At 30.6% G+C, this 21,563-nt stretch carries 20 protein-coding genes and 1 tRNA gene; 7 read left to right on the top strand and 14 right to left on the bottom strand.

The features are described from left to right. Window positions 1–27: 27 nt before the first annotated feature. Both ACOQN8_RS05655 and ACOQN8_RS05650 read right to left on the bottom strand, forming a co-directional pair. A complete protein-coding gene (locus ACOQN8_RS05655) occupies window positions 28–177 on the bottom strand; it encodes a hypothetical protein (RefSeq protein WP_420551941.1) in 150 nt (49 codons plus the stop codon). Window positions 178–447: 270 nt separating this feature from the next. Further along, window positions 448–978 carry an RNA methyltransferase gene (locus ACOQN8_RS05650; RefSeq protein ID WP_420551940.1) on the bottom strand — a complete coding sequence of 177 codons (531 nt, stop codon included), beginning with the start codon at window positions 976–978 and terminating at the stop codon, window positions 448–450. Window positions 979–1,042: 64 nt separating this feature from the next. On the opposite strand from ACOQN8_RS05650, the gene mutS reads away from it, so the two are divergent. Next, window positions 1,043–3,652, top strand: a complete 2,610-nt coding sequence (mutS, locus tag ACOQN8_RS05645) for a DNA mismatch repair protein MutS (RefSeq protein WP_420551939.1) — start codon at window positions 1,043–1,045, stop codon at window positions 3,650–3,652. A gap of 83 nt (window positions 3,653–3,735) precedes the next feature. On the opposite strand, the gene ACOQN8_RS05640 is transcribed toward mutS, so the two are convergent. Next, the gene (locus ACOQN8_RS05640; RefSeq protein ID WP_420551938.1) at window positions 3,736–4,530 is read right to left on the bottom strand and encodes a universal stress protein; all 795 of its coding nucleotides are present in this window, start codon (window positions 4,528–4,530) and stop codon (window positions 3,736–3,738) included. A gap of 139 nt (window positions 4,531–4,669) precedes the next feature. Here ACOQN8_RS05640 and ACOQN8_RS05635 point away from each other — a divergent pair, with 139 nt between their 5' ends. Then, the gene (locus tag ACOQN8_RS05635) at window positions 4,670–6,004 is read left to right on the top strand and encodes an MATE family efflux transporter (RefSeq protein ID WP_420551937.1); all 1,335 of its coding nucleotides are present in this window, start codon (window positions 4,670–4,672) and stop codon (window positions 6,002–6,004) included. Here the strand turns inward: ACOQN8_RS05635 and ACOQN8_RS05630 are convergent. Then, entirely contained in the window at window positions 6,001–6,456 is a 456-nt protein-coding gene (locus ACOQN8_RS05630) for a GNAT family N-acetyltransferase (protein WP_420551936.1), read from the bottom strand. The genes ACOQN8_RS05635 and ACOQN8_RS05630 overlap by 4 nt on opposite strands. 48 nt (window positions 6,457–6,504) lie before the next feature. Here ACOQN8_RS05630 and ACOQN8_RS05625 point away from each other — a divergent pair, with 48 nt between their 5' ends. From ACOQN8_RS05625 to ACOQN8_RS05615, 3 genes are all read left to right on the top strand, one after another. Then, the gene (locus ACOQN8_RS05625) at window positions 6,505–7,272 is read left to right on the top strand and encodes an enoyl-CoA hydratase/isomerase family protein (protein WP_420551935.1); all 768 of its coding nucleotides are present in this window, start codon (window positions 6,505–6,507) and stop codon (window positions 7,270–7,272) included. 3 nt (window positions 7,273–7,275) lie between these two features. Continuing rightward, the gene (locus ACOQN8_RS05620; protein WP_175578604.1) at window positions 7,276–7,449 is read left to right on the top strand and encodes a hypothetical protein; all 174 of its coding nucleotides are present in this window, start codon (window positions 7,276–7,278) and stop codon (window positions 7,447–7,449) included. Window positions 7,450–7,557: 108 nt separating this feature from the next. Then, window positions 7,558–8,007 carry a 6-pyruvoyl trahydropterin synthase family protein gene (locus tag ACOQN8_RS05615; protein ID WP_150898174.1) on the top strand — a complete coding sequence of 150 codons (450 nt, stop codon included), beginning with the start codon at window positions 7,558–7,560 and terminating at the stop codon, window positions 8,005–8,007. 170 nt (window positions 8,008–8,177) lie between these two features. Here ACOQN8_RS05615 and pth read toward each other — a convergent pair whose 3' ends face one another. The 3 genes from pth to ACOQN8_RS05600 form a co-directional block, all read right to left on the bottom strand. Continuing rightward, entirely contained in the window at window positions 8,178–8,744 is a 567-nt protein-coding gene (gene pth / locus ACOQN8_RS05610) for an aminoacyl-tRNA hydrolase (RefSeq protein ID WP_420551934.1), read from the bottom strand. 139 nt (window positions 8,745–8,883) lie between these two features. Continuing rightward, window positions 8,884–9,459 carry a 50S ribosomal protein L25/general stress protein Ctc gene (locus ACOQN8_RS05605; RefSeq protein ID WP_150898177.1) on the bottom strand — a complete coding sequence of 192 codons (576 nt, stop codon included), beginning with the start codon at window positions 9,457–9,459 and terminating at the stop codon, window positions 8,884–8,886. A gap of 22 nt (window positions 9,460–9,481) precedes the next feature. Next, window positions 9,482–10,423 carry a ribose-phosphate pyrophosphokinase gene (locus ACOQN8_RS05600; protein WP_150898178.1) on the bottom strand — a complete coding sequence of 314 codons (942 nt, stop codon included), beginning with the start codon at window positions 10,421–10,423 and terminating at the stop codon, window positions 9,482–9,484. A gap of 123 nt (window positions 10,424–10,546) precedes the next feature. Here ACOQN8_RS05600 and ACOQN8_RS05595 point away from each other — a divergent pair. Then, window positions 10,547–10,628, top strand: a tRNA-Leu gene (locus tag ACOQN8_RS05595). 63 nt (window positions 10,629–10,691) lie between these two features. Here ACOQN8_RS05595 and ACOQN8_RS05590 read toward each other — a convergent pair. The 4 genes from ACOQN8_RS05590 to ACOQN8_RS05575 are packed head-to-tail and all read right to left on the bottom strand — an operon-like array spanning window position 10,692 to window position 17,996. Next, a complete protein-coding gene (locus ACOQN8_RS05590) occupies window positions 10,692–11,369 on the bottom strand; it encodes an ion channel (RefSeq protein WP_420551933.1) in 678 nt (225 codons plus the stop codon). 7 nt (window positions 11,370–11,376) lie between these two features. After that, the gene (locus tag ACOQN8_RS05585; RefSeq protein WP_420551932.1) at window positions 11,377–14,490 is read right to left on the bottom strand and encodes an efflux RND transporter permease subunit; all 3,114 of its coding nucleotides are present in this window, start codon (window positions 14,488–14,490) and stop codon (window positions 11,377–11,379) included. A 56-nt stretch (window positions 14,491–14,546) separates the two neighbouring features. Continuing rightward, the gene (locus tag ACOQN8_RS05580) at window positions 14,547–15,635 is read right to left on the bottom strand and encodes an efflux RND transporter periplasmic adaptor subunit (protein WP_420551931.1); all 1,089 of its coding nucleotides are present in this window, start codon (window positions 15,633–15,635) and stop codon (window positions 14,547–14,549) included. Window positions 15,636–15,662: 27 nt separating this feature from the next. Then, entirely contained in the window at window positions 15,663–17,996 is a 2,334-nt protein-coding gene (locus ACOQN8_RS05575) for a TolC family protein (protein WP_420551930.1), read from the bottom strand. A 275-nt stretch (window positions 17,997–18,271) separates the two neighbouring features. Here ACOQN8_RS05575 and ACOQN8_RS05570 point away from each other — a divergent pair, with 275 nt between their 5' ends. Next, window positions 18,272–19,408 carry a helix-turn-helix domain-containing protein gene (locus ACOQN8_RS05570; protein ID WP_420551929.1) on the top strand — a complete coding sequence of 379 codons (1,137 nt, stop codon included), beginning with the start codon at window positions 18,272–18,274 and terminating at the stop codon, window positions 19,406–19,408. Between the two features lie 4 nt (window positions 19,409–19,412). On the opposite strand, the gene ACOQN8_RS05565 is transcribed toward ACOQN8_RS05570, so the two are convergent. Genes ACOQN8_RS05565 through moaC form a run of 3 tightly spaced genes read right to left on the bottom strand, consistent with a single transcriptional unit; the run spans window position 19,413 to window position 21,562 of the window. After that, on the bottom strand, window positions 19,413–19,991 hold the full coding sequence (locus ACOQN8_RS05565) for a DUF1835 domain-containing protein (RefSeq protein ID WP_420551928.1): 579 nt from the start codon (window positions 19,989–19,991) through the stop codon (window positions 19,413–19,415). Continuing rightward, window positions 19,984–21,093: an NTP transferase domain-containing protein gene (locus ACOQN8_RS05560; RefSeq protein ID WP_420551927.1), complete on the bottom strand. Its 1,110-nt coding sequence runs from the start codon at window positions 21,091–21,093 to the stop codon at window positions 19,984–19,986. Before ACOQN8_RS05560 ends, ACOQN8_RS05565 begins: the two co-directional genes overlap by 8 nt. Continuing rightward, a complete protein-coding gene (gene moaC / locus ACOQN8_RS05555) occupies window positions 21,086–21,562 on the bottom strand; it encodes a cyclic pyranopterin monophosphate synthase MoaC (RefSeq protein ID WP_420551926.1) in 477 nt (158 codons plus the stop codon). The genes ACOQN8_RS05560 and moaC overlap by 8 nt, the downstream gene beginning before the upstream one ends. Window position 21,563: the final 1 nt, after the last annotated feature.

Here is a 21,563-nt window from a genome sequence, read left to right as displayed (position 1 = left end):
AAAATTAAGAGTTTTTCTTGATAAAACTTATCCATTACCACCTTGGCCACCACCATCACCGCCACCAGTGTCACCAGTACCTGTGCTACTTCCACCACCATTTTGTATTCCGTCATCTGTTGACCCACCACCACGGTACATTTTCATTGCTGTTTTTAGAGTGTTTTTGTTTTCCATATTTAAGAGTGTTTAGATTACTTTATTTGCTGGGGGGATAATTGAAGACCCTAAATTAAAAGGTTTCAAGGAGAATGACAAGCAATTAAACTAGTTTTTATTTATTCTTTGTTGAGATTGCTCTTATTATTACTGGTATTAACTACTTAAAACTATTGTTTAGTTACTTAAAATTAAGAGATTGTTCGAGTATTGTTAGATTAGAACACTCCTATGTTAAAAAGTTCTAAAAACACCAATTTCCTTTGTTCTTTGTAAAGAAAATAAGGCTTACAAGGAAATTTTATTAAATAAATCCCAAAGAACAACTCCACAGCTTACAGAGATATTTAAAGAATGTTTGGTTCCTAACTGAGGTATTTCTATACAAACATCGGAAGCAGAAACAACTTCTTGTTGTACTCCTTTTACTTCATTCCCCATTACAATAGCATATTTCTGATTGGATTCTGGAGTAAATTCATTTAACATGGTGCTGTTTTCTGCTTGTTCAATAGCCAAAACTTTTATCTTGTCTTTTTTTAAGGACTCAACTAAATCAATAGTGTTTTCTACATACTCCCAAGCAACAGATTCTGTAGCACCTAAAGCAGTTTTATGAATTTCTTTGTTAGGAGGTGTTGCAGTAATACCACACAAATAGATTTTTTCAATTAAAAAAGCATCCGATGTTCTAAAAACTGAACCAATATTATTTAAACTTCTAATGTTGTCTAAAACAACTATAAGAGGCGTTTTTTTGGTTTGTTTAAACTCATCAACTGAAATTCTACCTAACTCACTATTCTTTAGTTTTCTCATAAAAAATGTTAACTTTAAATTCGAATATTTATCTTCGCAAAACTAATTGAAAAAATCTAGAAACTTGGCAAAAACAAAGGCAAAAAAGGTAACTCCACTAATGCAACAGTATAACGGAATTAAAGCTAAATATCCGGACGCTATGCTACTTTTTAGAGTAGGTGATTTTTATGAAACCTTTGGTGAAGATGCCATAAAAGCTTCGGAAGTTTTAGGGATAATTTTAACGAAAAGAGGAGCAGGTAGTGAAAGTGAAACTGCTTTGGCTGGTTTTCCGCATCATTCGTTAAATACTTATTTGCCAAAACTGGTTAAATCAGGATTACGAGTTGCTATTTGCGATCAGTTAGAAGATCCTAAAATGACTAAAAAGATTGTGAAACGTGGTGTTACCGAATTGGTAACTCCAGGAGTGGCTTTAAATGATGAAGTATTACAATCGAAGTCGAACAATTTTTTAGCAGCGGTACATTTTGGTAAAAAATTATTGGGAGTTTCTTTTTTAGATGTTTCTACAGGTGAATTTTTAATAGCACAAGGAAATGAAGAATATGTAGATAAGCTTTTACAAAATTTTACTCCAAGTGAGGTTTTAGTAGAGAAAAAACACAAACAACGTTTTTTAGATCTATTCACAAATCGTTTTCATACTTTTTATTTAGACGATTGGGTTTTTCAAAAAGAATATGGAAATGAATTATTAAGTAATCATTTCAAGGTTAAAAACTTAAAAGGTTTTGGTGTTGATGAATTAGAACACGGGATTATAGCTGGAGGTGCTGCCATGTATTATTTGTCAGAAACCCAGCATAACAAAATAGAACACATACAATCAATTAGTAGAATTGCTGAAGATAACTATGTTTGGATGGACCGTTTTACGGTTAAAAACCTAGAATTGTATGGAGGTAATTCGGTAAACTCGGTTTCTTTATTAGATGTTATAGATAAAACAATTTCTCCAATGGGAGGAAGATTGTTAAAGCGTTGGTTGGCTTTGCCATTAAAAGATTTGGAGCAAATTCAGCAACGTCATGAAATGGTCAAGTTTTTAATTGATAATGACGATTTCTTTGAAACAGTATCTTATCAGTTAAAACAGGTTTCAGATATTGAGCGATTGATATCAAAAGTAGCTACAGGTAAAGTATCGCCACGAGAGGTGATTTTATTAAAAAACTCGTTAAAAGCGATTTTACCTATAAAAGAAGCTGCTGAGAAAAGTAAAAATAAAACGGTTAAAGAGTTAGGAAAACAATTACACAATTGTAAGCCTTTAATAGATAAAATTATCGAAACTGTTTTAGAAGAAGCTCCTGTAAATATTAATAAAGGAAATGCGATAGCAAGTGGTGTTTCTAGCGAATTAGATGAATTAAGAAATATATCTAATTCAGGAAAAGAATACTTAGATAATATGCTTGCTCGTGAAACAGAAAGAACAGGAATTACGAGTTTAAAAATAGCGTTTAATAACGTTTTCGGGTATTATATTGAAGTTCGAAATACACATAAAGATAAAGTTCCAGAAGAATGGATTCGTAAACAAACATTGGTAAATGCCGAACGTTATATTACGGAAGAACTGAAAGAATACGAAGCAAAAATCTTAGGAGCAGAAGAAAAAATTCAACAAATAGAAGTTGAGATTTTTGCAAAACTTGTTCAGTATATTATCGATTTTGTACAACCTGTTCAACAGAATGCACAAAGCATAGCTAAAATAGATGTGTTGTTATCATTTGCAACCTTGGCAATGGATAATAATTATGTGCGTCCTTTAATGGATAATACTACAGATCTTGAAATTAAAAATGGTCGCCATCCTGTAATAGAAAAGCAATTGCCAATAGGCGAGGAATATATTGCTAATGATGTAGTTTTAAACTGTAATCAACAGCAAATAATTATGATTACAGGACCAAACATGTCGGGTAAGTCGGCAATATTACGTCAAACAGCCTTAATTGTTTTATTAGCTCAAATGGGGAGTTATATTCCAGCTCAAAATGCCCGTATAGGTATTGTAGATAAAATCTTTACAAGAGTGGGAGCGAGTGATAATATTTCTATGGGAGAATCAACTTTTATGGTTGAAATGAATGAAACGGCTTCTATTTTGAATAATATTTCAGAACGTAGTTTGGTTTTATTAGACGAAATTGGTCGTGGAACATCTACTTATGATGGTATTTCAATAGCTTGGGCTATAGCCGAATATTTGCATGAACATCCAGCAAAAGGAAAAACTTTATTTGCTACACATTATCATGAGTTAAATGAAATGACTACAACATTTGAGCGTATTAAAAACTTTAACGTCTCTGTAAAAGAGTTAGATAATAGTATAATTTTCTTACGTAAACTTGTTGCTGGAGGTAGTAATCATAGTTTTGGTATTCATGTAGCAAAATTAGCAGGAATGCCAAATATGGTAATTCACAGAGCGCAAAAAATATTAAAACAATTAGAAGAGAACCATTCACATAAAGAGGTAAAAGAAACCTTGAAAGAAACACAGCATGAAGAAATGCAGATGAGCTTTTTTCAATTAGATGACCCTTTATTAGAAGATATTAGAGAAGAGATTTTAGCAACCAATATTGATACACTTACACCAATTGAAGCTTTAATGAAGTTAAATGAAATTAAGAGAATGTTGGTAAAAAAGTAAATAAAAAAGGAAGCGATTAAGCTTCCTTTTTTAATATATTTAAGTCATTTCCTCTTAATCAAGAAGAAAAAAACTTTTGTAAATTATAATTTCCCTCTTAAAACAAGTACAGGAACATTACAATGAAATTCTTTTTTTAGAATTGTATTACTTTCCCAAAGTTTTTGAAAGAAACCTCTATTTCTTCTAAAAACACATAGTAAATCTGGGTTATGTGATTGGAAATGCTCTAAAACACCTTGAAACGTAGTTGCGTTTTCAGTAATAGTTAGTTCTGATTTTATAGTTTCTAATCCAGAATCTAATTTCAAATCATTATCAGTATAAGATGGAGTTTTTACTAATAATAAGTTAGATGTTGCTGAGAAAGCTGTTAACACTTTTTGTAAAGGAGTTAAAACACCTTCTTTATTTATAATTCCCGATTTAAATGCTGTTAATACCTTTTTAATAGGAGCAAAAGCATAGTTTTCAGGAACAATTAACATAGGAATATCAGTTTGTTTTAAAACACTTCCCGACGTATTTCCTAAAAACACCTCTTCTTTAATAGAGTTACTTTTAGGTCCCATAATAATTAAATCGATATTTAATTCTCTGTTTATAGAAGTAATACTTTCCAAAACATTTCCTTTGGCAGTAATCATTTTGATATCTACATTCTTTCTATCAACAGAATTAATCATAGTTCGTAAATACAAATTGGTTTCTCTTTGCATAGTATCATCTGCATTTACAAAAGCACCTGCTTTTGACAAAATCTTATAAGCACGCATTACCAAAACTTTTGCATTCATAGCTTCAGCAAAATTTATTGCATATTGTAATGTGTTTATTGAATTGTCTGAAGAACCAATAGGAACTAATATATGTTTCATAAAAATCTTTTTTTAAATAATAATCGTGTTTTTTGATACACAAGGGTGCAAAGATAATTAATATTTAAAACTCTTAATTTTAGGTGTTTTGTTTCTTAATATAACAGAATAGCCGTTTTTTTGTGGTGAATATTAGAATATGAATCACGATATAAGTTTTAAAAGGATTAATCAATTAGCAATACCAGCTTTAATTGCTGGAGTTGCCGAGCCTTTATTATCTACTACCGATTTAGCTATTGTAGGAAATATAAAATATAATGCCACTGAAAGTATTGCAGCAATTGGTATTGTAGGTGCTTTTTTATCAATGTTAATTTGGGTGTTTGGACAAACACGCAGTGGAATATCTTCTATAATTTCACAATATGTTGGTGCTAATAAATTAAATGAAGTAAAAGATTTACCAGCTCAAGCAATAGTTTTAGTAATTACTACCAGTTTAATCATCTTGGGTATAAGCTATCCTTTTGCAAAAGAAATATTTGAATTTTACAATGCCACTGGAACTATTTTAGAATATTCTATAGAGTACTATAAAATCCGGGTTTTTGGTTTTCCGTTTACGCTTTATGTAATTGCTGTTTTTGGAACATTTAGAGGGTTGCAAAACACCTATTATCCAATGCTTATTGCTATTATAGGAACAGTAGCTAATATTATTTTAGATATTGTATTGGTTTATGGTATTGAAGGATATTTACCAGCAATGAATATTCAAGGAGCAGCCTATGCTAGTGTTTTTGCGCAAATTATTATGGCAATAATAGCAACATATTTACTGCTTACAAAAACAGAAATTTCACTACAGTTTAAATTTCCTTTTAATAAAGAAATCCCTCGTTTTGTAGTAATGATTTTAAACTTGTTTGTTAGAACTATTGCTTTAAACGTAGCTTTGTATTTTGCCACATCTTACGCAGCTTCTTATGGTAAGGAATATATTGCAGCTTATACCATAGGATTGAATTTATGGTTAATGGGAGCTTTTATGATTGATGGATATTCATCTGCAGGAAACATCTTGTCAGGTAAATTATTAGGAGCAAAAGCATATAAAACGTTGGTTAAGCTGGGTAAGAATTTAATTATTTACGGATTTGTGTTTGGTGGTTTTTTAGCGTTAGTAGGATTTGTGTTTTACAATTTCATTGGAAGAATTTTTACACAAGAAAAAGAGGTTTTAGAGCAGTTTTATAATACTTTTTGGATTATTCTATTAATGCAGCCGGTTTGTTCTATTGCTTTTATTTACGATGGAATGTTTAAAGGAATGGGAGAAATGAAATACCTACGAAATGTATTGTTGTTGTCAACAGCTTTTGTTTTTATTCCAGTATTGTTGTTTTTTGATTCTATGGATTATAAGTTATATGCAATTTGGACAGCTTTTTACGCATGGATAATAGCAAGAGGAATTCCGTTGATTGTAAAGTTTAGAAATAAATTTTCTTCTCTAGTTGTAGAAGCTTAAATAGATTTTTCAAAAACAATTTTGGTTTGCCCTTTTTCATTGGTGTAAACTTGAATAATATCAAATCCGTTTTTTAAATTAAGAATTAGCATTGGTTTAAATTTATTCATTGATTTTGTTCTTAACTTTTTAAAATCGTTTTGTAAAGCCCAACTTTCCTGTAATTTAGCCAAGTTACTAGCAATTCCTTTTTTTCTGTATTGAGGTAATACTCCGCCAACCCAACTATAAAAAGTATTTGAATTGTATTGATATCCAATTTTAAAACCAACAGGATTGTTATTATAATAAGCTATTATCGAAAACACCTTTTCTTTAGTTTGAATTCTTTCTAGAAAAAAATCAGTAATAGCATCATTAAAAACAGAAGTATATAAAGTTAATAGTTCTTCTAAACCCTTTTTATCTGGAATACCATCTATTTGTTTAAAAAATAGGTTTTGATCTTTCATAATTTTTTAAAAACTAAAATTAAGATTATTTTTGAACAAAGAACAAAAATGACGACAACAAGAGAAAACGGAAGTTTATATACACATATAGAAAATAAGATAGCTACTATCGAATTTGGTCACCCAGCGAGTAACTCATTTCCAAGTGAATTATTAGAAAGATTAGCTAAAGAACTTGGTAAAGTCTCTGAAAATGATGAGGTAGCAATTATTATATTAAAATCTGAAGGAGAGCGTGCTTTTTGTGCAGGAGCTTCTTTTGATGAATTAGTTGCTATTGATAATTTAGATGACGGAAAAAATTTCTTTTCTGGATTTGCAAATGTGATTAATGCAATGCGTTGTTGCTCTAAATTAATTGTAGGTCGTGTACAAGGAAAAACTGTTGGTGGGGGAGTTGGATTAGCAGCTGCTTGCGACTATGTATTTGCCACAGAACATGCCTCTATTAAACTTTCTGAGTTTACAATAGGTATTGGTCCATTTGTTATAGCGCCTGCTGTAGAACGTAAAATAAGCGTTAGTGGATTAGCTGAATTAACTTTAGATGCTACTAATTGGAAAAATGCTTATTGGGCAAAAGAGAAAGGCTTATATGCGCGTGTTTTTGAATCTATTTCTGATTTAGATAAAGAGCTTGAGATTTTTTCTGAAAAACTAGCGTCTTATAATCCTGAAGCTTTAAAAGAAATGAAAAAAGCTTTGTGGAAAGGTACAGAACACTGGGAAGAGTTGCTGATAGAAAGAGCAGTTACTTCAGGAAAATTGGTGTTATCTGATTTTACTAAAAAAGCATTAGCTAAGTTTAAAAAGTAAATTATGTTTTTATTTCAAGAGGTAAAAGAAAGTAAAAGTTATCAATTTGGATATGAAGTTGGTAAATGGGTATATCATAACCCAATGCTTGCTATTCTACTAGGAATAGTTATTTCTTTAGGTTTCGTATGGTTATTAACTAAAGTTGTCAAACAAATTCGTACATTCGGCGAATAAAAAATTTAGAATTATGGGTGGAGATTATTTATTTGCCATTTTAGCAGCTGGAGTAGCAGTAGTATACTTTTATAACAAGTACAGAAGTAATAAAAAATTTAAAAGATAGTGAGCAACATTAGAATAACAAAGCAGTTTACTTTTGAAACAGGGCATGCTTTATATGGTTATGATGGAAAGTGTAAAAATGTTCACGGACATAGTTATAAACTTTCAGTAACTGTTTTAGGGCAACCTATTACCGATACGTCTAATGTAAAGTACGGAATGGTAATTGACTTTGGAGATCTGAAAAAGATTGTTAAAGAAGAAATTGTTGATGTTTTTGATCATGCAACAGTGTTTAATAAAAATACACCTCATGTTGAATTAGCTAAAGAGTTAAAAGATAGAGGACATCATGTTATTTTAGTTGATTATCAACCTACAAGTGAAATGATGGTAATTGATTTTGCTGAAAAAATTAAGAAACGTTTACCAGAAGGTCTTCAGTTACATGCAATAAAATTACAAGAAACAGAAACTAGCTTTGCTGAGTGGTTTGCTTCAGATAATTAATTAGAATGTAACATTTGTTCATATTTAATTACTAATTAGTATAAATAGAACAATATGAAAGAATTATTAAAAAAATGGAGTGATTTTTATAAATGTGAAATAAGGACATTTAATAAATTACTAGGAATTAAATAAAAAAAGCCAAGGTTTTTCCTTGGCTTTTTTTATTTTTATTTTCCATTAAATTCATTCATGGTATTGGCTAAACCTGCAGTAATAAAAGAAGTAACTGCTTTTACCGAAGTAGGAATACGTTCAATCATTTCGCTCTCTTCTTCATCAGACCATTCACCCAATACAAAATCAACTTGTCGCCCTCTACCATAATTAGCTCCTACACCAAAACGAAAACGTGGATAAGCACCTGTATTAAATTTATCTTGGATATCTTTTAATCCATTATGTCCACCTGAACTACCTTTTCCTTTAATACGAATTTTACCAAAATCGATATTTAAGTCATCAGTTATTACCAATAGATTTTCTACTTTAATGTTCTCTTGTTTCATCCAATACTGAATTGCTTTACCACTTAAGTTCATATAAGTGCTAGGTTTTAATACAATTACAGTTTTTCCTTTAATTCTTAGTTTGGCAATATCTCCAAGCTTTTCAGTTTCAAAACTACCTTCGTATTCTTTAACAAAAGCATCTACGATTTTAAAACCTATATTATGACGTGTATTGTGGTATTTCTCACCAATATTACCCAATCCTACCACTAAAAATTTCTTCATTGTATTCTTTTCTGTATTTGTTGATTGTGTTCTAAAAAAGCTTTTTAATTTAGAAAAACAAGAATTTAAAAACATGTGTCAAAAATAAAAAAAAGCGTTACACAACGGTAACGCTTTTATATTATAGTGTAAAAACTGATTATGATTCAGCTTCTGCAGCAGCTTTAGCAGCATTACGAGACATACGTACTTGAGCTACTACTGTGTTATCTGGGTGTAGTATTTCAAATTTGTCGCTCTTTAATTCAGTAACGTATAATTTGTTACCGATTTCTAATTCAGTAATATCAGCTTCGATAAAATCAGGTAAGTTAGCTGGTAAAGCTTTTACTTTTAATTTACGTAAGTTGTGACGTAAAGCACCCCCTACCATAACACCTTTAGAACTACCTACTAAACGTACAGGAATTTCCATAGTTACAGCTTTATCTTCAAATAACTGGTAGAAATCTACGTGTAAGATATTATCAGTTACTGGGTGAAACTGAATGTCTTGTAATACAGCGCTGTATTTTGTTCCATCTAATTCAATCGCAGCAGTAAATACGTCTGGAGTATATACTAATGGCGTGAACATTTTTGCATCAGCTGAAAAGTGTACAGGCTTATCTCCTCCGTATAATACGCAAGGAACCTTTCCAGCATTACGTAAGGCTTTTGTTGCTTTTTTACCTACGCTTTCTCTTTGAGATCCGTTGATTGTAATTGATTTCATTACTTCTATTTATTATATTTATTTACATTAAGAATTGATCGCTAATAGATGTATTATCTTGAACTTTATGCATCACATCAGCAAACAAAGCGGCGCAAGTTACAACTTTTATTTTAGATACACGCTTTTTTAAAGGAATTGTATCTGAAACAATTAACTCGGTTAGCTGTGAATTTTGAATTTTTTCATAAGCATTACCAGAAAGTATTGGGTGTGTACAAATAGCACGAACACTTTTTGCCCCTCTTTCCATCATTAAATCTGCTGCTTTTGTAAGTGTTCCTCCTGTATCAATCATATCATCAACAAGAATTACATTCTTGCCTTCTACGTTACCAATTAATTCCATATGAGAAATTACGTTGGCTTTTTGACGTTGTTTATAACAAATTACTACATCACTTTCTAAATATTTAGAATAAGCATAGGCTCTTTTTGACCCTCCCATGTCTGGTGAAGCTACTGTAAGATTGTCTAATTGTAAGCTTTTAATGTATGGAAGAAAAATAGTAGAAGCAAATAAGTGATCAACTGGTTTTTCGAAGAAACCTTGGATTTGATCAGCATGTAAATCCATTGTCATAATTCGAGTAGCACCGGCAGCTTCTAATAATTTAGCAGCTAATTTTGCTCCAATGGCTACACGTGGTTTGTCTTTTCTGTCTTGACGAGCCCAACCAAAATAAGGCATAACAGCTGTAATGTGTCTTGCAGAAGCACGTTTAGCAGCATCGCACATTAGTAACATTTCCATTAAATTGTCTGCATTTGGAAAAGTTGAACCAATAAGAAAAACTCTACGTCCTCTTACAGATTCTTCAAAAGCAGGTTGAAATTCACCGTCACTAAAATGAGTTGTTTTTACATTTCCTAATTCTGCTCCGTATTCTTTAGCAATTTCTTCTGCCAATTCCATACTTTGAGAGCATGCGAAAATCTTCGGGCTTAATTGATTTATAGCCATTTATAAAAGTATATTTATAGTTAATGTTGTTGTTAGGGCAAAAGTAAAACTATTTTGAGAGTTTAAAAGTTATTTTTAAACGAATTAATTAAAATATTTTTTAGATTTGCAGCGCACGATAGCGCTCGAGTGGCGGAATTGGTAGACGCGCTGGATTCAAAATCCAGTTCTTTCGGGAGTGTGGGTTCGATTCCCACCTCGAGTACAAAAGCCTCAACATAATATGTTGAGGCTTTTTTTAATTGCATAAATATGCACAAGGGGAGACTTAATTTTTTACCGAATGTCGAATGTATTTTTCAACAACGACTGCAGTAATAATCACTATATAAAATTGACCCATTAAGCCTGTTAAGATTGATGCTTTTTGAGCAATAGGTGTTAATGGAATAATTTCTCCATATCCTATTGTTAAGAGGGTTATATATGCGTAGTATAATAGTGAATCTATTTTTTCATCTATAGAAACTACCTCTAACAAAATTCCTCCAAACGATCCTGGATTGCTAATTTCTACTGAAAGAAACATAAGAAACGCTATTAGCCCCAGAGAAATATAACCACTCATTAAACCTATAATTACGTTTTTGTTTACGTTTTTAGCATTCCAAACTTGTTTTATAATAGCTATGGTTACTGTTGTATAAAACAAAAAGTAGAAACCTAAACGAACATACATATAAGAATCTGTTGTTGTATTCTGAATCATGCTCAATCCAAGAACGAAAAGAAGCAGAGTAAAAAGGGAAACAAAAAACCAAAAAAGCTTTTTCTTTTTAGAGATTAATATAATACCAGCTGCAATATTTATAAGAAAAAGAATAGGCATTAGTTTTTCTTGAAAAAATTGAACAGGAAACAATAATGAACCAAATAATATAGCAAGCAGACTAAAAAAGAAAGTCTCAAAGCGATGTTCGTATAATGTTTTATATAAATCTTTCATGTTATTCTTAATCTTCTAATAAAGCTTCGTTAAACTCGTAGTTTTTGTAATTTACTTTGAATAATGCACTATATAACGATGGAATAAATAATAAGGTAATAACGGTTCCGAATAATAATCCAATCATAATACTTACAGCCATACCTTCCCACATTTCTCCTCCTGAAAGGTATAATGGGATTAAACCTAGCACAGTGGTAAATGTAGCTAATAAAATTGGTCTAAATCGTTGTAAACAGGCTGCAATTACGGCATCTTGATTGTTTTTACCTAAGCCTTGTTCTACTTCCATCCTGTCTATGAGTACAATAGCATTGTTGATTACTATTCCCGCTAAAGATATTACTCCTAAAAAAGGCATAAAACCAAATGGTTCTTGGAAAGTTAATAATCCAACAACAACTCCAATTACCCCTAAAGGAATGGTTAAAACAACCATTGTCATTTTTCTAAAAGAATTGAACTGAATAATTAATAAAAGAACAATGATAAATCCTGAAAGTGGTAAGTATGAAATAACTGAACCCATACTTTCTGCCGATTGTTTTGCATCTCCACCTAATTCGTAAGTATATCCTTGAGGCCAATTTTTAACTTGCTCATCTAACCATGGGGTTACTTCTGCCATTACAGTAGTAGCGTTACCATCTGCTCTAAGTTTAGAAGAAATATTAATAGTTTTTCTTAAGTCTAAACGTTTTACTTTTGAATATTGCCATTGCGGAATAATGTTAGCCACCTGTAACAATGGTACAGTTTTTCCAGAATTTTGAGCAAAAATATTTAAAGTTTCTAAAGAAGCTAATGTTTGTTGCTGGCTATCTCCACTTCTCATTAAAATAGGAATCGACTTATTATCTTCTCTATATTCACCAGTATTAAATCCGTCTAAAACTGTTTGTAAAGAAGTAGCAATATCCTGACTAGAAACACCAGCTGTTTGCGCTCTATTTTGATCTATCTTTATTAAGAACTTTTTACTCTTTGGACCCCAATCATCTTTTACATTTTTTGTTCCTGATGTATTAGATAATTTTGTTTTAATAGTTTCTGAAATTTTAGCTAACTCATCAGGGTTAGGTCCAGATACTTTAATTTCAATTGGAGTTCCTCCTCCTCCAGCACCTAAAGCACCTACTTTGATATCAGCATTTGGAAAGTTTTCAAACGTATAACGATCTAATTTTTTGATCATTAATTTGTTTTCGTTGAAGGAGCTTGTATTTACTAAGATATGAGCATAACTTGAATTTGCTTCATCTTGTGAATATCCTAAATCATATGATTCTGGCCCTTGTCCAATATATGACGACCAATCAGTAATTCCTAAAGTTCTATCTTTTGAAGTTTTTAAAGAATCGAGCATATACTGTTCAATTTTCTCTACTACTTCTTTTGTGCGCTCTATTTTAGTTCCTAAAGGTAGATTTACATCAACAGTAATCATATTACGATCACTATCTGGGAAGAAAACAAAATCTACTTTAGTAAATCCATAAAGAGAGATAAAAAAGGCAACAAATATTCCAATGATTACTTTCCATTTGTTACTTAAAGCGATTAAAATTAAATCTTTATAATAGAATTTTAGTTTGTTTATAATTCGATCTATAAAACTTGGTTTTTTCTCTCCTTTTGGTTCAACCTTTAAGAAAAGGAAACAAAACATAGTTATAACGGTTAAAGCAATAATCCATGATGACATTAATGCTATAGTAATTACCACAAATATTGGCCCCACGATATCTCCCATGGTTGTTGGAGACATATAGAAGGCTAAAAAGGCTGCTGAAGTTGTTAATGTTGAAATTAATAAAGGCATCCATAATTCAGAAAAGGCATCTACAGCGGCTTTCTTTTTATCAACCCCTTGTTCCATTTTTACCATGATAGTTTCGGCAACCACAATAGCGTTATCAACCAGCATTCCCAATGCCATAATTAGTGCGGCTAATGTAACTTGGTTAAGTCCCATTCCCATAACTCCCATTATCATAAGTGTCATTATGGTTACGATAGGAATTAAACTTGCAATTACAAATCCTGTTCTTATTCCAAGAAATACAAGCATTACTACTAATACAATTCCTATTGATTGTAATAAGTTTGAAATAAAATTGTTGATTTTATCATCAATATAATTATCCAATGATGATACTCGAGTTAATTCTAATCCAACTGGTAGTTTAGCTTTCCATTGTGCTACAATAGTATTTACGGCATTACCTAATTTTATAACATTTGCTCCTTTTTTAAGGTTTACATGAAGAGAAACGGCACTTTTTCCGTCTACTTTTACAATTTGTGTTGGTGGATCAATGTAATCTTTCTTTATGGTAGTGATATCACCTAATTTTACTAACTGTGATCCACTAGTTCCAACAGGAATTAACATTTCTCTAATGTCTTCAACAGAGTTAAAGTTTCCTGTAGGTTCTAAAATGATACGTTCATCACCTACATTTATTTGTCCACCAGAACTTAAGATATTTGTTGAAGAAATTATCTGTTGTAATTTTGATGATGATAAGCCGTAGCTTTTTAATCGAGTATTATCAAATTCGATAAAAACACGTTCTTCTTGTATACCTCCTAAAGTTACTTTTGCTGCATCTGGCAACTTTATTAAATCGTCTTTAATATCATCAGCATAGTCTTTCATTTCAGCATAACTATATCCATCTGAAGTTAAACCAACAACAATACCATATACATCACCAATACCATCGTCGTTTAAATTTGGAGTTACCCCTTGAGGAAGTCCTTGCATAGCTGTTAGTTTTCTTCGTAAACGATCCCAAACTGCTTGCATTTTTGTTTTACTAACTTCATCTTTTAAGGTTACTGAGACTACCGATAATCCTGTTCTAGAAGTACTAGTAACTTCTTTAAGTTCTGGTAACTCTTGCGCGATTTTTTCAATTTTATCACTTACCAATTGCTCAACACGCTCTGGACTTGCTCCTGGAAATACAGATACCACTGTAGCTACTCTTACAGTATATGGTGGCATACTATCTCGTGATAACCCAGAATACATTACTAATCCCATTAAAATTATGGTAGCTAATACCATAAAAGTAATTCGGTTTTTATCTATAGAAAATTGTGCTAAATTCATTGTCTAATTAGTTTTTCTTTTCCCTGTAATGGAAGGTTAATTTTATATGAATTTTCTTATTGAAGTTTTACTTCTTGTCCGTTAAGTAAGGTTTGTAAACCAGCAGTAGCTATTTTTTGACCTTCCGATAATCCAGACTTGATAATAAAACCATCAGGAGTTAAATCGCCTATAGTAACCAATTGCTTATTGACTTTAGCGTTTTTACCATCCTCAGTAATTAAGAACACGAACTTTCCATTACTATCTTCTCCTACTGCATTTGCAGGAACTACTAATTCTTTAGCTGTAGTTTTTTTAGCACTTTCAAAATGAAAAATAACATTAGCAGCCATACCACTTTTTACTTCTTCTGAAGGATTTATTAATGCCACACGGATTGGATAGGTAGCGGTATTAGAATCTAAAGCTGGTGATATTTCTGTTACTTTTCCTTTGAAAACTTTTCCTTGTAAAGAAGAAAATGAAACATCTACAAGCATATTTTGAGTAACATCATTAATAACACTTTCAGGTAATCCTAGGAAAATTTCCATATCGGTACCAGCATTTAATGTAGCAATTGTTTGTCCAGGGTTTACATTTTCATCAATTTCAGCTTCTACTGAAGAAATAATTCCGTTTTCAGGAACCACTAAATATCCAAAACGGATTTGCTCTTGTTGTAATGCTACACTTTGTTTTGCCGAATTGTACGAGTTTTTAGCAGAGTTATATGAGTTTTTAGCTGATTCGTAATTGCTCAATGCTGTAGAACCTTTTTCGAAAAGTTTGCGTGTTCTTTCTAAGCTTAATTTTGCAGTATTCATTGCAGACTCTGCACTATTTAATGATGATAAAGCACTTTGGTAGTTTAAACGAGCTTGTACATTGTCTAAAGTAGCTAATTGTTGTCCTTTACGTACTTTTTGCCCTATTTTAATATTAAATTTTGTTATAATTCCAGAGCTTCTGAAGCTTAACTTTATAATTTTATCAGTTCGCGAAGTTCCACTAAATGAACGAACTTTATCGCCTCCAAAAAAACCAACAGTTTGATATTTTACAGGACGTAATAATTTTATAGTTTCCTTTTTTTCTTCACCACAAGATATAAACAGTACAACTGAAAAGATGAACGTTAAAAATTTGATATTATATTTCATTTTGATGATGTTTTTATGGTTGAGTTGTTATTGTTTGTTTAATAAGTAATTTTGAAAACGTTGTGTAAAATCTTCGTTTTCGGCTTTAGTGTGTAATAAGAAATAGTAACCAATGTTACGCTCTAACTGTACTGCATTAATTAAGAAATTATATACAGCATTTGCTTTTGCTAATTGTGCGTTTAAATAATTGTTTTGCGCATCTATTAGTTGTACAAATGTTACCGCTCCTTCTTGATATGAAGATTGTATTAATTCTAAAGACTCTTTTGCAGTTTCTTCTGATACTTTAGATAATTCAATATTCGAAATTTGATTCACTAAATTCAACACTCCATTTCTTACATTGGCAGCAATATTTAATTCACTGTTTTGACGATTGACCTCTATTTGATCTTTTTGAATTATTGCTGTTTGTTTGTTAATGTTATTTTGGTTTTGATTAAAAATAGGAATGGTTAAATTAATTCCTGCATTGTAATTTCCATTAATAAATGAAGCACCACCAGGAAGTGTGCTTCCAACACCACTTCTGTTAAATGTACGATTGTATTGCCCTTGCAAAGCTACAGTTGGTAAAAATCGATTACTTCCGCTTAATTTGATGTTGCGTTCTGTTGCTTTTAAGTTATAGTCTAACGATTTTAATTCGGGAGCGTTTTTCTTAGCTTCTTCTACTAAGAAAGAAATAAACGGTTCACGAGTTGTAGAGTTATCTAACAATTCTGTAAGTTGTGTGTATTTATAATCTTTGTATAATCCTTTATCTAATTCAGCGTCATCTATTTCAATTCGCATTTCTAAAGGATTGTTTAATAACTGATTTAAACCTATAAATCCTTGCTCCAATTGATTTATAGCTTGTATCATCGCTTGTGTGTTTTGTGCTAACTCACTACGGAAACGCAATACATCTGATTTATCAGATTGTCCAGCCTCAAAGTTTTCTTTAGCTATTTGTAAGTTTTTCTTTGTTAAATCCAAATTACGCATTCTTATTTGCACATTTGTTTTTAGTATCAAAGCATTAAAATATGCATTCGAAGCATTGAAAATTGTATTTAACTGTTCGGCATTATAATTTTCTTCTTCTGCTTTTTTAAGGTTCTTTTGTATAGTGATGTTTGCACTTGCAGCTGGAGAAAAAATAGTTTGTTGTAATGTAACATTTCCCCCAGTTGAAAACTCAGGGTTTCCGTTTGAAGCGATTTTAGGGTCAATATAAGTTCCAGTTGCTGTAGCCGTTAGATTTGGTAAATAATTGCTTTTAGCGGTTTTTACTTTTTGTTCGCTTAAATCAATATTCTTTTTAGTTGCTTGTAATGTTAAGTTGTCTCCTAAAACTTGTTTCATTACAGAAAGTAAGTTGTAGTTTCTTTCAGCATTAATGTCGTTAAACTCTCCAACAAAATCAGTATCGTTTAATAAACTGTATTTTATAGGAATACCAATAGCGCTTACAGTATTAAAATTAATCGTTAATCTTGGGCTAAACTCTATATAAACAGGCATGTCAGCTAAAGGTGTACCATTTATATAGCTTTCTACAGTTAAAGATACTCGTCGTAAAAACTGATCAGAATTATCTTCTGATTGATTTGTTGCCATAATCCCATTTTCAACATCGTTTATACTATTTATGGTAAATGATGGTAGTTTTTTATCGATTAATGCATTTGCTATTTGTTTTGTTTCGTTTTCAGTTAAAAAAAATCCACCAGCAATATATACTGCATCTATATCATCAAGGTTAGTAGTGATATCATTTACCGTTTTAAAAGGAATTAGTTTGTAGGTAGCTCCAACTTCTTTTAGTTCTCTATCAAAAGTTTCTTTTAGAGGAAGAAGATTAGCAAAAGGAGCTTCTACTACAATACCTACCTTTTTAAAGTTAGTAAGTTGTTTTAACTTTTTTAAATCGTCTAAATAAGACTGCGAGTTTATTAAATAGGTAAAGTTCTTAACTCCAGAAGTAACCTTTGTAACATCTATTGAATTAAAATCTTTATTAATAGCACCAAATAAAATAGTTGGTTTTTTGTATGCTGTTTGTGCTTCAATTATTTTACTATTTACAACACCAAAAGCTAAAATAATATCGGTAGTATTGTTTAGTAACGTATTGTAGTTTTGTTTAGCTTTTTCTAAATTGTAATCGTTAATTAGTAAGCTATTTGTTGGGAATGCAATTGTAGCATCTTCTCCTACTACTGTTTTAATTTGGGTTTTTAGTTTTTGTAACAGAGGTTCTAATTCGGTGGTTGCATTATCCAATAAGATACCAATGTTGTAGTTTTTCTTTTTTTGAGCGTAGGAAAACGTTACACTTAAAAATAATAGAAAAAGAAAAAATTTTCTCATTTTTTAGTTGTTTTTAATTTGATTTTTAATTCAACAGGGAGATAAAAGGGGAGAAATATTATAAGTGTTCAATTATAAATATAATAATAAAAAACTTAGGGGCAAAACTAGCGCTTTGTAACGAGTTTGAAGTTTAACTTTATAATATTAGATAAAATCGAGAAGCATGTAAGTTTCTGATAATTAATGGTTAATGTGTTTTTTGTGTGTAATTTTATAATAATAGATAAAATTATATTTAGAAATGTATTTTTGTAAATGAATTTAACGAGTCTATGAGTATAATAAAAGCCTTTCCCATTATAAGTGCCCTTTTAGGGTGTTTTTTAACTTTCTTTATAGTACAAACTAAAAATAGTTTTGGGAAAAATAATGTAGCAAAATATAGTTTAGCCTTAGTTGTATTTCTTTATACTATGATTTCTATTGGAAACTATATTGATACAAATCATTATGAGGCTCCGTTATATATAAGTTTTATTTCTTTCATCTCTTTTACTTTTGTAGGAATCTCATTTTATTATTTCTGTGCGTCGGTTATTGATAGAAAAATAAGATTTAAACCTATTGTATTATTAGTACTTGTTTATGGTATTTTTAAAACTTGGTTTTTTCTTTATATAGTAAAAGTGGTTGGTAATCGAGAAGCGATGGATTTGTTATTAAAGAAACCTTATACACCTATTATAATCTATGCTATTTACGATTATATAGCTTCTTGTTTATTAAACATATTTTTTATTTATCGAGCATTTGTTTTGTTTAAAACAACTCCACTTATTGTATCATTAAATACCAAACGAGAGGTTTATTTTAAATGGATTAATCTGTTGTTTTTTATCAACTTTGCGGTAATCTTGTTTTTAATGATTCAAGCTATATTGGTATTGTTTGATATAGGTAGCTTGGATATTATTTTTATGATAGAGCCTATTGTTTATACTGTCTATTTCTTTGTGTTTGTGTATTCTCTGATGTATTTTCCGGTATTTGCTTTTACTGGTGATTATAATGATTTACCTAAAAACGTTAAGGAGAAATACAGGAATTCTTCATTAAGTAATTCTGAAGAGTTATTCCAAAAAGTTGATATGTTAGTTACCGAAGAAAAAATGTTCTTGTCTCCCGAATTAAAGATAAATACATTATCAGAAAGATTAGAAACCTCCGTCCCACATATTTCTCAAGCAATTAATGAGAATAAAAATATTAGTTTCTCCGATTATATTAACGGTTTCCGAATTGATGAGGCAAAAAAAAGATTACTAGTTAAAAAACCAGACACCATTTTTGCTATTGCAATTGATGTTGGTTTTAATAGTAAAGCTACTTTTTATCATGCATTTAAAAAGTTAACAAATACTACACCTACTGAGTTTAGAAAGCATCATGTAAAAGATATGGTAGCGTAATTTTTTAATTGGTTAAAGCGTCTTTTAAGTATCTGAATTTGTTAGTAAACTCATCATATTTGAAAAGACTGTTTTTTGTAGCATAAGCTTCCCAGCATTTTTGTAAGTATTCTAAGTTTGGTAAAGTAATTTTTACTTTATAATTATATAGAATAGGAAATTCTGATGAGGTATAATTAGTTAGCTTTTGAAGGGCTGATTTTCCTTTGTGTTTTCCTGAGCAAACTAAAAAATATTGCGTGTTTTTTGAAAAATTTTGAGCTAAGAAGCTTCCCAAAGCTATTAAGTTAATTTGAGAAGCCTTAGTGTAATCTAACCATAATACAACTTCTGAGTATTCGCTTACATCTTCTAATTGCAATATGGGTTTTATAGTAGCATCAAAATATGCTATTCTTGGAGTTTCATACCTGTTTTCAAAAAATGAATAACGTTCAGACCAGAATTCGTCTGAAAAAACATCTTTTGTAAGAGGGCCTTCAGTAAGTTTTTCATTAAAAAATAAGGTATCCCCATCAATAGACGATTCTTTAAAAATGGTTAAGGCTTCTTCAGAACTAAATACATGTAATTCTTTATCCATTAATCTCTTTTTTAGCAAGTTCAAATTCTTCTGGAGTATTAATATTTCTAATTAGATTGTCATCTACTTCAATAATTTCTACTTCAGAATTGATTAACATTTTACGAGGACATGAATAACCTTGAGCTAAATATTGTAATAATTTGCTATAGGCTTTTGGTTCGTATATGGTAATTAATGGCTCAGGAAATTCCTTATCCTTTCCTTTTATAGCTGTTGCTAATTTGCTTGGGTTTCTTTTTTCTAACAATAACTGAATTAATGCATTATTTACAAAAGGAAGATCAGTAGCTAAAACCAACCAAGCTGAATTTGGATCTTTTTGAAATGCTGAACAAATACCACCAAAAGGCCCTAAATTTAAAAAGGTATCATGGATTTCATCAGTATGTTCAGAATTTGTTCTAACTGAGAAATAGGTTTCTAAACGATTAGATTCTAATAATTCTTTAGCAAATTGTTTTTGAGGTTTGCCATAATAATTTAATTCAGATTTATCTGTACCCATACGAGTACTTTTACCACCTGTTAATACCAATCCTTTAATAGGAGCAATATTCTCTTTAATTAAATTATGAATGTGTTTTGTAATTTTATCTACTTCATCAATTGAATAACTTGTAATGTTTTCTATATGAGGAAACTTTTCTTTTAAACAATCGAAATATGGAGTATCTGGATTCAATTTTATAACAAATTGAATGTTTGTTATTTGATCCATTCGCTTTTTTATAGAAGCCTCTTTTTCTCTATCTAAAATTAATATTTGTTTTGATCCTTGATAGTGATTACCATTTATGAAAACAAAGTCGTGGTTTATAAACTGTAATCGTTGTTCAAATTTATTAATGCTAGATACAGTATTCAACTGTAAATTTCCTTCATGATGAAAAGTATATTCTGATAAAGTGTTTAATGATACATCTTTAGCGTGTGAAGCATCAAAATAAGCTAAGTTATAAGTAGCTAAATTTTCAGAAACTTTATATACTAAATCGGCAATTATACCACATTTAGCTCCTAAAATTGCAACTTCATTGGTAGCAAAAGTGTCATTATACTTTTTGGTAATATTTGCGTGTTTTTGATGTTTTTTATCCATTTTTAATATCAGATTTACCCCCAGTTTTTTCTAATAGTTTCACTTCTTTAATCACCATTTCTTGATTAATGGCTTTACACATATCGTAAATTGTTAAACAAGTTGCAGAAGCTCCAGTTAATGCTTCCATTTCTACACCTGTTTTCCCTTCAATAGTAACTTTACAAAGCACTTCAATATGTTCTGTATCGATTATATTAATGTTAATATCAACCCCATTGATTAGTAATGGATGACACATAGGAATGATATCTGATGTTTTTTTTACCGCTTGTATACCAGCAATAATAGCTGTTTGAAAAACTGGGCCTTTTTTAGTAATTAATTCTTCATTATTAAAATGAGAAATTATTTCGGTACCTAAATACATGGTTGCTTTTGCAATAGCAGTTCGTTTCGTGATTTTTTTATCAGAAACGTTGACCATTTTAGGCTGATTTTGTTCGTTTATATGGGTAAAGTTGTTCACT

The organism is Tenacibaculum aiptasiae, assembly GCF_965221665.1.
In the GTDB taxonomy this organism is placed as follows: domain Bacteria; phylum Bacteroidota; class Bacteroidia; order Flavobacteriales; family Flavobacteriaceae; genus Polaribacter; species Polaribacter aiptasiae.
The sequence above is the reverse complement of the archived record's forward strand: the minus strand, read 5'-3'. Positions and strand labels throughout refer to the sequence as shown.